Here is a 10,931-nt window from a genome sequence, read left to right as displayed (position 1 = left end):
CTGTCAGTATGCCTCTTTGCGGCCTCGTCTGCAAAATCCAAACGTGTTCATGTGATAACAGGCGCCAGAGGGAGCTTGTTTCTTCTGTAAAACTCACACAAACTCACCATTTCTTGATAATGATTCTCATTACGAGTATCATGCTCGCTTACCGTAAGTTTCCATTTGTACATATTTCCTCATTGAAAGCCCGATGTCATGCCTGTCGTTTCTCTCCGCACCCGCCTGCTTCCACTCGCCGCTTCTCTGTCGCTGGCCTTCGCTCCCCACGCCGCGCTGGCGGTCAATGGGGCCAGCGGCCAGGACGACTTGACGGCGGACGATGCGAAAGTCATGCAAGCCGTGCAAGTGACGGGCGCACGGGCACAAGGTCTGGTGCCCGTCACTACGGAGGCGGGCAGCTTTCGCGGCGCCAACATCATGGATGTGCCATCGACCGTTAACGTGATCACGCGCGAATTGCTGGAACAGCAAGCCGTCTCCGGCCTGTACGATGCCGTGCGCAATACGGCCGGCGTGACGCGCCAGCAAAATGGCGGCGAAACCTGGGACCAATTGGTGATACGCGGCATCGCCGTGGAAAACCGCACGAATTACCGCCTCAACGGTTCCATGCCCATCATGAACTTCTCGCAAGTACCCATGGAAAACAAGGAAAGGGTGGAAGTGCTGAAAGGCGCTTCGGCCCTGTACTACGGTTTCACCTCGCCGGCCGGCGTCGTCAACTTCGTCACCAAGCGGGCCGGTAGCCAGCCCGTCACCAGCATGGGCCTGAGCCTCGATGACCGGGGCAGTGCCGTGGCAAACGTGGACATCGGCCGCCGCTTTGGCGCGCAGCAGGAATTCGGCGTGCGCATCAACGCCGCCGGCGGCACCCTGGGTTCTTACCTGGACCATGTCGGCAACGGCAACCGCCGTTTTATCTCCACGGCGCTGGACTGGCGCGTGAGCAACAAACTGCTGCTGAAGGCGGACCTGGAATACGAGCGCCGCAAGGTGACGGAGCAGGCGGGCGTGGCCTTGCCGGCCGCCGTGAAAGGCGTGATCACCTTGCCGCGCGCCGTCGATCCGCGCCAGCTGATCGGCCCCGACTGGTCCGCTTTCGAGGCGCAAACGAAAAACGCGCAATTGCGCGCCGATTACGCCATCGCGGATGGCTGGGCCTTGACGGTAGAGGCGGGCCACTCGGAAACGGCGCGCGACCGCCGCCTGGCCATCTTTCGCCTGAACAATTCGGCGGCACTGGCCACGGGCGCGGGCCGCATCACGGGCAATATCCAGCACAGCGTGACGGCGTCGGACTTGCTGCGCCTTGAACTGGCCGGCAATTTCCACACGGGTTTGATTGCCCATGAACTGACCCTGGGCGCTTCGCGCACGGACAAGTCGCAAGACCCGATTTACCAGAGCAATTACACGATTGCGTCGCAAAACCTGTACAACCCTGTGCCCGTGACGAATGTCGTGTTCGGTCCCAAGCCGACTTCGCCCACGACGGCTGCGCTCGACACGCGCGACACGGGCTTGTACGCGCTCGACCGCATGGTCTTCAGTCCGCAATGGCAAAGTATCATCGGCGTGCGCCGCAGCAGCTATCAAAGCGACCAGGGCGCCAGCCACTACGACGTCAGCAAGACGACGCCGATGGCCTCGCTGATTTACAAGTCCACGCCCGAACTGTCGTTCTACGCGTCCACGGCGCGGGGGCTGGAAGAGGGAGAGACAGGCCCGACGGGCACCGTCAACCAGGGCGTCAAGATGGCGCCCGGCGTGAGTAAACAAAAGGAACTGGGCGCGCGCTGGCTGACGCCTGCTGGCACCTTGCTGTCGGCCGCGCTGTTCGACATCACGCGCCCCGGCTATTACACGGATGCCAGCAATGTGTTTACGTCGGATGGCGAACAGCGCTACCGCGGCCTGGAACTGTCGACGCAGGGCAAGCTGACGCGCCAGCTGTCGTGGCAGACGTCGGCCCAGTTCCTCGACCCCAAGTTTGCCAATATCAATGCCGATTACAACGGCAAGGCGCCGGAAAACGCTTCCAAGCGCACGGCCAGCGCCTTCCTCGCCTACGCGTTTGACGCTGTGCCGGGCCTGTCCGTCAATGGCGGCGCGTACTACTATAGCGCCCGTCCCGTCAACGATTTGAACCAGGCCTTCCTGGGCGGGGTGACACTGTTCAGTGCGGGCGCCCGCTATGCGAGCCGCGTGATGGACAAGTCTGTCGTGTGGCAGCTGAACGTGGAAAACCTTGCCGACAAGCGCTACTGGGCCGGCGCCGGCACGCGCCTGGCGTCCGGTGCGCCGCGCGCCATCAAGCTGTCGATGAAGGTGGATTTGTAAGAACGCCTATCAAAACCTACTGCGCGTCGGTATAGGCGGCCTGCGATGCTCACCGTGCTCAAGCACGGTTGCGCTTCTCAGCCACCTCTTCCTTCCGCTCGCTACGGTTTTGTTAGGCGTTGTAAGTCAGGTTTGACCTGCGCCCTGTGCGCAGGGTGCTTGCCCTGATACAATGTTGCCATGTTCATCAGCAAAAGCAAGGCCAGCATCGTCCTGTGGATCGCGTGTATCGCCATCTTCCTGGCCACGCTCGCCCCTACGGTGTCGCGCGCGCTGACGGTCGCCAGCGGCATGGCCGTGCCCAGCCTGGAAATCTGCTCGGTGGCGGGCGGCATGCAAGCCATGCCCATCCGCTACAGCGTGGAGCAGCCATCGGCTCCTGAAAAATCGGGCATGCGCATGGCTGATTGCCCCTGCTGCAGCATGCATGCTGACACTTTATCGATTCCGCCCACCTCCCTCGTGCTCGCTTCCGGAGAACTGCTCACGGGCTTGGTGCCCGATCTGTTCTACCAGTCCGCCACGCCGCTGTTCGCCTGGACGCCCGTCCAGCCCCGTGGCCCGCCCGCCGCTTTCTGATCTGTCCCTTTTCCTGAACAGCCTTGCGCCGCGCGTGTCGTGCGCTTGCGTCTGTTCGACTTACCTATACAGAATTTGAAAGCAGCACCATGAAACATTTACCGTTATTGATTTCCCTCGCCATCGCCATGCCTGCCTTGGCGCAATCCCGCAATGAAGCAGATAGCACCGTCCTGCCCGAGATGAAAGTCATCGTTACGGCCATTGGTGATGGCTACCGGCCCGTCGCCGACACGGCGCTGATGCTCAGCAGTACGCCTGGCTACAGCGTGGCGGCAGGCGGCGGGGTGTCCGGCTTGCCAGTGGTCAATGGCTTTGGGGATGACCGCATCAAGATTCGCATCGACGGCATGGAACTGACGTCGGCCTGTGCCAATCACATGAATGCGCCGCTGTCCTACATTGATCCGCAACAAGTGCAGCGCATACGCCTGATCGCCGGCGTCACGCCCGTCAGCGCGGGCGGCGACAGCATAGCCGGCACCATCGAGGTGCAATCGAACGTACCCGTGTTCGCCCAGCCCGGCGCGCCGTTGTTGACGCAAGGCAGCTTTGCCGTGTCGGGCCGCAGCGTCAACAATAGCGTGGCGACCAGCGTGCATGCCTCGGCCGCCAGCGACAGTCTGAGCGTCGGCTACAGCGGCGCCTATACACGCGGCCACAGCTATGACGATGGTCATGGCAACAAGGTGCTGGGCAGCATGTTCGAGAGCATCAACCAGGCCATCGTGCTGGCGGCAAAAGGCCAGGGCCAGCAACTGACCCTGCGCGCCGGCGTGCAGCACATCCCGTATCAGGGTTTTCCGAACCAGTATATGGACATGACGGACAACCACGGCCAGTTCGCCAATCTCGCTTACAAGGGCGAATTCGGCTGGGGCGTGCTTGATGCGCGTGCCTACTGGCAACAGACGGACCATGAAATGGGCTTTTTCACGCCTGAGCGCACTGGCACGATGCCGATGCTGACGCACGGGCGCAACACGGGCTATGCGTTGATGGCCAGCCTGCCCACGGGTACGGGCGAGTTGCGCCTGGGGCAGGAGTGGCACGGTTTTCGCCTTGACGATTACTGGCCGGCCGTGCCCGGTTCCATGATGATGGGGCCGCGCACCTATCTGAACATCAACGACGGCAAGCGCGACCGCACCGTGCTGTTCGGCGAACTGGAAACGCGCCACGATGCGCGCTGGACGAGCGTGCTGGGCTTGCGCGGCGAATCCGTGCGCATGGACACGGGCGACGTGCAATCGTATGGGACCAATATGATGAACATGCCGGACGTGATGGCCGCCAGGGCCTTCAATGCGCGCAGCCGCAGCCAGCGCGACACGAATATTGATGCCTCGGCGCAAGCGACCTTCACACCGGACGCGGCCAGCAACTATGCATTCGCGCTGGCGCGCAAGGTGCGCTCGCCGAATCTGTACGAGCGCTACTCGTGGGGCCGCGGTTCGATGGCGATGACCATGACCAACTGGTTTGGCGATGGCAACGGTTACGTGGGTGATATCGACCTCAAGCCCGAGACGGCTTACACGGCAGCCTTCACGGCCGACTGGCATGGCGGCGGCGAGGAGGGCTGGTTCCTGCGCGTCAACCCCTATTACAGCAAGGTCGACAATTACATCGATGTCGATGTGCTGGCGTCTTTCCACCCGTATATGAAAATGGTTGCGAACGGCAATTTGCTGCGCTTTGCCAACCACGACGCCAAGCTGTACGGCGCCAATGTGGCATGGCAGCTGCCGCTGGCCAGCAGCGCACGCTGGGGCCGCTTCATCGCGACGGGCAATGCTGCTTACACGCGGGGCAAGCGCAGCGATGGTGGCGACCTCTACCGCATGATGCCGTTCAACGCCTTGCTGGCCGTCGAGCACAAGCTGGGCGCCTGGAGCAGCCGCATCGAAACGAAGATCGTTGCCCGCAAGGACAAGGTCGACGCCCGCCGCTTTGAACCGGAAACGGGCGGCTATGCCCTCGTGAACCTGCGCAGCAGCGTGGCATTGAGCAAGATGGCCAGCCTGAGCGCGGGCGTGAGCAACCTGTTCAATCGCGCGTATGCGGACCCGCTCGGTGGCGTGTATTTGTCAGGCTTGAAGGCGAACGGTGGCGCGCTGCAAGCCTTGCCGGCCGAAGGCCGGTCGATTGATGTGGGGCTGCAGCTCAAGTTCTAAGGTTGCCATCAGAAAGGGCGTCTTCCTGCTGCTGATGCCGGGAGCGGAAGGCGCCCGCTGACTTTTCGTATCGGCGACAGCCAGATGTTCGTGACAATGTGCGCATGTTTCGTTTCGGTAATTTGTTATTGTTTACAACTTACTGTTTCCGGCATTTTCCACACAGGAGTGCAATAGCGAGGCTCGTCGTTGTCGGTGGATGATGCTGACTTGCAAAAAGGGTGTACATGATCGCATTTAAAGATTTTCGTTCGTCGACTTCAGGCAGTCCTCTCTCCGATGGCATCGACAGATCGCTGGTATTGGCCAATGAATGGCTGCAGAAAACGGGTGTCCGTCCTGTCAACATCGAAACCATCACGGAAACCAGGGGCAGAATGGCTATAACCCAGGTTGAGCGGGGTCTGCGGGTGTGGTATGAAGTGGGCTCCATGCCGCTTACTCCGTAAGGAGATTGGTATTTTCCCCCGCAAGCTGCTAGGCGACGATGCCGCCGCCATCGTGCTGTCCCTGACCGTTGTCGCGTATGTGGCATCCTTGTTGTTAACGGCAATCGTGGACTCCCACGAAGTCTTGCTGGGTGGGGGCGTATTATTGCTCGGCTGGCTAGGGCCGTTGACCGGCAGTTTTGCCTGGTTTGCCAATCCGCTGCTTATTTTTGCCATGTACTTCTCGAAAGAGAAGCCCAGTGCCGCAATGGTGGCCGCCTTTTTTGGCTTTGCACTGGCCCTGACAACCTTTGGCATCAAGACAATTCCCAGTGATAATGGTTACTACACGGTGCTGGGATTCGGTGCCGGATTCTATCTTTGGCTGGCCTGTTTTCCAGCCGTGTTCATCGCATCGTTCTTAAGCAGCAGAAAATCCACGGCCCTTGCTCCTGGCGAATAGCATGGTGTTTTCTGTAGCAGCATGACAGATGACCTCTCGTCATCCATTGCCTGATCAACCATCCTTTGCCAGCGGCGCCCGGATGCGGTCTAATCATGGCTTGTTCCTTCACGAGGTTGCCATGCTGCCCACTTCCGCCATCGCCGCGCTGCGCGAAAAATTTCCCCTGATTACAGACCTGATGGCCTTGCAGCCCTTGAGCTGGTTCAATCCCGGCATCGCGCCGTCGGCCGAAGCCTTGAACGACGTGGGCTTGACGGCTGCTGACGTGGCGGACTCCAGCGCGCGCCTGGCGCGCTTTGCGCCGTACCTGGCCAAGGCCTTTCCTGAAACGCAGGCCAGCGGCGGCATCATCGAGTCGCCCGTCGTGCCGCTGCCTGCCATGCAGGCGGCGCTGGGTTTGGCGTTAGGCATGACGAGCGGTCAGCTATGGCTCAAGCAGGATAGCCATTTGCCCATTTCCGGCTCCATCAAGGCGCGTGGCGGCATCTATGAAGTGCTGAAGCACGCGGAAATGCTGGCGCTGGACGCGGGTTTGCTCAAGGAGGGCGACGATTACAGCCTGCTGGCCAGCGACGCCGTGCGGGCGTTTTTCGGCCAGTACGCGATCGCCGTCGGTTCCACGGGCAATCTGGGCTTGTCGATCGGCATCATGAGCGCGCGTCTGGGCTTTCGCGCCACCGTGCACATGTCGGCTGACGCGCGCCAGTGGAAAAAGGATAAATTGCGCAGCCATGGCGTCACCGTCGTCGAGTACGCGACCGACTACAGCGTGGCCGTGGAAGCGGGGCGCAGGCAGGCGGAGAGCGATCCGACCTGCCACTTCGTCGACGATGAAAACTCGCACGATCTGTTTCTCGGCTACGCGGTGGCGGGGCAGCGCCTGAAAGCCCAGTTCGACGCAAACGGCGTCAAGGTGGATGCGGATCACCCTCTGTTCGTGTATTTGCCGTGCGGCGTGGGCGGCGGCCCCGGCGGCGTGGCCTTCGGCTTGAAGCTGGCGTTTGGCGATTTCGTCCACTGCGTCTTCGTCGAACCGACCCACTCGCCGTGCATGCTGCTGGGCGTGCATACGGGCTTGCATGAAGGCATCAGCGTGCAGGAGATCGGCATCGACAACCTCACGGCCGCCGATGGCTTGGCAGTGGGCCGGCCTTCCGGCTTCGTCGGGCGCGCCATGCAGCGGTTGATCGACGGCTACGCCACCGTCACGGATGAAGAACTGTACCGTTTGCTGGCGACGCTTGAGCAAACGCAAGGCTTGCGTTTGGAACCGTCCGCCGTGGCCGGTTTCGCGGGCATAGCACCTGTGCTGGCCGCGCCGCAATATCAGCAGCACCTGGAAACGGCCACGCACCTGGTCTGGGGCACGGGCGGCAGCATGGTGCCGGAGGAGGAAATGCTGGCCTATGTGGCGCGCGGCCGCGCGCTGCTGGTGGCCGGAGTGGTTTGATGCCGGCCAGCGCGCCGCGCATGGCCGCGCTGACGGCCAGCCAGTTCGCCAACCTGCACACCTTCCTGGTGGCGGCGCGCCACGCCAGCTTCGCGCTGGCCGCGCAGGAACTGGCGCTCACGCCCAGCGCCGTCAGCCACCGCATCGCCCGCCTGGAAAGCAGCCTGGGCCTGCGGCTGTTCGAACGACTGACGCGGCAAGTCAAGCTGACGCAAGACGGCGAACGCATCTTCGCCGCGCTGCAAATTGGCTGGGATGGCTTGCATGCGGCCATTGCCGGCGGCGATACGCTGGCGGGCAGCATCACCGTGCATGCACGCCCCTCCATCGCCCAGTGCTGGCTGGTGCCACGCCTGGCAGGGTTCGCTGCGCAGTATCCGGACTTGTCGATTGACTTGCGCGTGGGAAATGATAGCGTGGACTTTCGCGCCGGCCAGGTGGACCTGGCCTTGCACTATGGCGATGGCCACTTTCCCGGCCTGGCATCGCGCAAGCTGATGGAGGAATGGCTGGCGCCCGTGTGCAGTCCCGCGTATGCGCGCGAGCACGGCTTGTTTGACGCGCCGCAACAGCTGTCCGGCGCGACGGTGCTGCACGACACCCTGGCCTGGCCCGCCTGCGCGCCCGATGCCGAGTGGCGCCTGTGGCTGGACGCGCAGGCGCCAGAGGTGAACTTGCCCGTGCGCAGCCTGCGTTTCGACCGCGCCGACCTGTGCGCGCAGGCGGCCATCCACCACGCGGGCGTGGCCATGGGCCGGCGCCAGCTGGTGCAGCCGTGGCTAGCGAGCGGCCAGCTAGTCTTGCCGTTTGGCGGATTTACCTTGGCCAGTCCGCAGGCGTATTACCTCGTGCATGCCGCGCGGACACTGCCGGCGAGAGTGCAGGCGCTGCTGGATTGGTTGCTGGGGCAAGGCCGGGGTCAGACCCGGCGGGTCTGACCCCAGTACGCCACTTCAGCCACATTTGATACACTGCGGCCCTTGCTGGAATCAGCGCAGGAAGGAAGCACCATGCACGCATCATCTTCATTGACCTCCACGCCGCCGCAGGAATTGCGCACCACCGCGCTCGCCTGCCTGCTCGAACCAGACCCGGCAACCAAGGTGGCGATGGTGGCGGCCATGGCCGAGGCGCCACTGGCACTCGATGCGCAATCGCCTTTGGCCCCCACCGGCCCCGTGCCGGGCCGTCCCGAGCGCCCGGAATTGGTGCCGCCGCGCCTGGTGGGGCGGCGTTCGATGATCACGCCGGAAGGGCGCGCCATGCTCGTGCATGCGCTCGCGCATATCGAATTCAATGCGATGAACCTGGCACTCGACGCCCTGTGGCGCTTCCCGGACCTGCCCTTTGACTACTACACGGACTGGCTGCGCGTGGCCAAGGAAGAAGCCACGCATTTCGCCATGCTGCAGGCGCATCTGCAGGTGCTGGGTCATACGTATGGCGATTTCCCCGGCCACGACAGCCTCTGGGAAATGGTCGACAAGACGCGCGGCGACGTGCTGGCGCGCATGGCGCTGGTGCCGCGCACCCTGGAAGCGCGGGGCCTGGACGCGATTCCACCGCTGCGCGCCAAGCTGGCGCAGGCGGGCGACATGGCCGCCGCCGCCATCCTCGACATCATCCTGCGCGATGAAGTGGGGCATGTGGAAATCGGCAACCGCTGGTATGGCTACCTGTGCCAGCAGCGGGGCCTGGAGTTGCGTGCCACGTATGCCGAACTGGCCCTGCGCTATGAAGCGCCCACCCTGCGCGGCCCGTTCAACCTGGAAGCGCGGCGCCGCGCCGGGTTTTCGGAGCTGGAACTGTCCGATTTGCCGGCCTGATTAGGCGACCCACATTCTGTCGGGTGGGATCAACGCGCCCGCGTTGACCAGGTCCGGCGTGGCTGGCTCATGCGGCGGTTTCCCGATGACGATCCTACGCTGCCAGGGCAGATGGAAGACGTGATCTGGCCGTGGCACTACGACCATATCCCTCCGCAAGGCTTGCTTTGCAATGAAATGCCTGGCGCGCTCCGTGACTGGCCGCGCTCGCCTGGACATTTGCGCAGGATGATACCTTAACCATGAACTGCAATTGTTGAGCCTGTCAGCGTTGTCCTACCCATCTTGTCGAAACTGTCTGATTGTATGCCTTGTGGAAACACGCGATGATCGTGTTCAAGCTGCAACAGCCAAACCAATCCGATGGAGTATGCGATGCACAAGCCAGACCAGTCCATTCACGTGAACAAGCCTTTCCTGCTGATCTGCCTGTTCACCTTCTCGACCCTGGCGGCGACGTTGATGAATACGGGCGATGCGCAGACGAGCGATGCCACACCGGCCGCCGTGGCGCGCGATGCGGGGCACGGCGCCTTGCCGGTCTGCAGCAGCGATGCCCTCAAGCTGTCGGCACACTGCCAGCCTGGGCGCCAGGCTTGACTTGAGCGGGCTCTTGCAGCCGTTGCTGCAGCAAGGCCAGCACGGCCGCTTCTTCCGGCGCCAGCGCCGACAAGTCTTCCTGCAACTGCTGGCGCGCCCGTACGCGCATGCCTTCCAATAGACTGCCATCCAGATACGACGCCAGCACGGCCGGGTGCACATAGCACTTGCGGCAGATTGTCGGCGTGTTACCCAGTTTTTTTGCCACCGACTCGATCGCCTGCACGATGTTCTTCTTGGCCTGCGCCTGGGAATCGACTTGCTCGAACGCCTGCAGGGCCAGCGCGGCGAGCACGGTGCCGGACCAGGTGCGGAAATCCTTGGCCGTGTAATCCTCGCCCGTCACCTCGCGCAAGTAATCGTTGACGTCGCCCGAATCGATGCCGTGGCGCTCGCCGTTTTCATCGACATATTGAAACAGTTCCTGCCCCGGCAGCTCGCGCATGCGTTGCAGCACCCTGGCCAGCTTGCGGTCGCTCAGGCGGATATCGTGGCGCACGCCGCTCTTGCCCCTGAAGTGAAATGCCACGGCGCTGCCATCGACCTGCACGTGGCGCGTGCGCAGGGTGGTCAGGCCGAACGATTTATTCGTGCGCGCATATTCTTCGTTGCCGATGCGCATCATCGTCAATTCCAGCAAGTGCACGATGGTGGCCAGTACTTTTTCACGGGGTAAGCCAGGCAGCTGCATGCCGCGCGCGACGGCGGCGCGGATGACGGGTAGGGCGCCGCCAAAGCTGAGCATGCGCTCGTACTTGGCCTCGTCGCGCACCGCGCGCCAGCGCGCATGGTAGCGGTATTGCTTGCGGCCCCGCGCATCGCGCCCCGTCGCCTGCAGGTGGCCGTTCGCACGCGCGCAGATCCACACGTCCGTCCAGGCCGGTGGGATGGCCAGCGCCTTGATGCGCGTCAAGGTGGCGGCATCGCGCAGGAGCTGGCCTTCGCCGTCGCGGTAGCGGAACTTGCCGGGCTTGCCCAGGCGGATGATGCCGCTTTGATGGTCGCCCGTGTAGCGCAGGCCGGCGGCGCGGGCCGTAGTGGTAGCAGATATTTCCATGACGA

The 10,931-nt window shown here is 62.9% G+C and carries 10 protein-coding genes; 9 read left to right on the top strand and 1 reads right to left on the bottom strand.

Translation table 11 applies throughout. From position 1 onward, the window contains the following. Positions 1–198 precede the first annotated feature (198 nt). From ACQ4WZ_RS10120 to ACQ4WZ_RS10080, 9 genes are all read left to right on the top strand, one after another. Complete coding sequence (locus ACQ4WZ_RS10120; RefSeq protein ID WP_436573302.1) at positions 199–2,343, top strand: TonB-dependent siderophore receptor; 2,145 nt, start codon at positions 199–201, stop codon at positions 2,341–2,343. A gap of 180 nt (positions 2,344–2,523) precedes the next feature. Continuing rightward, complete coding sequence (locus ACQ4WZ_RS10115; protein WP_436573301.1) at positions 2,524–2,922, top strand: DUF2946 domain-containing protein; 399 nt, start codon at positions 2,524–2,526, stop codon at positions 2,920–2,922. Positions 2,923–3,011: 89 nt separating this feature from the next. After that, complete coding sequence (locus ACQ4WZ_RS10110) at positions 3,012–5,099, top strand: TonB-dependent receptor (RefSeq protein WP_436573300.1); 2,088 nt, start codon at positions 3,012–3,014, stop codon at positions 5,097–5,099. A gap of 227 nt (positions 5,100–5,326) precedes the next feature. Then, the gene (locus tag ACQ4WZ_RS10105) at positions 5,327–5,548 is read left to right on the top strand and encodes a hypothetical protein (protein ID WP_436573299.1); all 222 of its coding nucleotides are present in this window, start codon (positions 5,327–5,329) and stop codon (positions 5,546–5,548) included. Further along, positions 5,517–5,990: a hypothetical protein gene (locus ACQ4WZ_RS10100; protein WP_436573298.1), complete on the top strand. Its 474-nt coding sequence runs from the start codon at positions 5,517–5,519 to the stop codon at positions 5,988–5,990. The genes ACQ4WZ_RS10105 and ACQ4WZ_RS10100 overlap by 32 nt, the downstream gene beginning before the upstream one ends. Before the next feature lie 121 nt (positions 5,991–6,111). After that, entirely contained in the window at positions 6,112–7,443 is a 1,332-nt protein-coding gene (gene dsdA / locus ACQ4WZ_RS10095; RefSeq protein WP_436573297.1) for a D-serine ammonia-lyase, read from the top strand. Beyond that, positions 7,443–8,381, top strand: a complete 939-nt coding sequence (dsdC, locus tag ACQ4WZ_RS10090) for a DNA-binding transcriptional regulator DsdC (protein ID WP_436573296.1) — start codon at positions 7,443–7,445, stop codon at positions 8,379–8,381. Before dsdA ends, dsdC begins: the two co-directional genes overlap by 1 nt. Positions 8,382–8,453: 72 nt before the next feature. Next, complete coding sequence (locus ACQ4WZ_RS10085; RefSeq protein ID WP_436573295.1) at positions 8,454–9,269, top strand: ferritin-like domain-containing protein; 816 nt, start codon at positions 8,454–8,456, stop codon at positions 9,267–9,269. 375 nt (positions 9,270–9,644) lie between these two features. Next, a complete protein-coding gene (locus ACQ4WZ_RS10080) occupies positions 9,645–9,869 on the top strand; it encodes a hypothetical protein (protein WP_133991741.1) in 225 nt (74 codons plus the stop codon). Here ACQ4WZ_RS10080 and ACQ4WZ_RS10075 read toward each other — a convergent pair. Next, the gene (locus ACQ4WZ_RS10075) at positions 9,829–10,926 is read right to left on the bottom strand and encodes a DNA topoisomerase IB (protein ID WP_436573294.1); all 1,098 of its coding nucleotides are present in this window, start codon (positions 10,924–10,926) and stop codon (positions 9,829–9,831) included. The two genes, ACQ4WZ_RS10080 and ACQ4WZ_RS10075, sit on opposite strands and share 41 nt — an antisense overlap. Positions 10,927–10,931: the final 5 nt, after the last annotated feature.

Source organism: Janthinobacterium darwini, from assembly GCF_051380905.1.
Taxonomy (GTDB): Bacteria; Pseudomonadota; Gammaproteobacteria; order Burkholderiales; family Burkholderiaceae_D; genus Janthinobacterium.
The sequence above is the reverse complement of the archived record's forward strand: the minus strand, read 5'-3'. Positions and strand labels throughout refer to the sequence as shown.

Bases quoted from the DNA above. Each gene is read 5' to 3' on its own strand.
- ACQ4WZ_RS10120 (WP_436573302.1), top strand. From the start codon at position 199: ATGCCTGTCGTTTCTCTCCGCACCCGCCTGCTTCCACTCGCCGCTTCT.
- ACQ4WZ_RS10115 (WP_436573301.1), top strand. From the start codon at position 2,524: ATGTTCATCAGCAAAAGCAAGGCCAGCATCGTCCTGTGGATCGCGTGT.
- ACQ4WZ_RS10110 (WP_436573300.1), top strand. From the start codon at position 3,012: ATGAAACATTTACCGTTATTGATTTCCCTCGCCATCGCCATGCCTGCC.
- ACQ4WZ_RS10105 (WP_436573299.1), top strand. From the start codon at position 5,327: ATGATCGCATTTAAAGATTTTCGTTCGTCGACTTCAGGCAGTCCTCTC.
- ACQ4WZ_RS10100 (WP_436573298.1), top strand. From the start codon at position 5,517: ATGAAGTGGGCTCCATGCCGCTTACTCCGTAAGGAGATTGGTATTTTC.
- dsdA (WP_436573297.1), top strand. From the start codon at position 6,112: ATGCTGCCCACTTCCGCCATCGCCGCGCTGCGCGAAAAATTTCCCCTG.
- dsdC (WP_436573296.1), top strand. From the start codon at position 7,443: ATGCCGGCCAGCGCGCCGCGCATGGCCGCGCTGACGGCCAGCCAGTTC.
- ACQ4WZ_RS10085 (WP_436573295.1), top strand. From the start codon at position 8,454: ATGCACGCATCATCTTCATTGACCTCCACGCCGCCGCAGGAATTGCGC.
- ACQ4WZ_RS10080 (WP_133991741.1), top strand. From the start codon at position 9,645: ATGCACAAGCCAGACCAGTCCATTCACGTGAACAAGCCTTTCCTGCTG.
- ACQ4WZ_RS10075 (WP_436573294.1), bottom strand. From the start codon at position 10,926: ATGGAAATATCTGCTACCACTACGGCCCGCGCCGCCGGCCTGCGCTAC.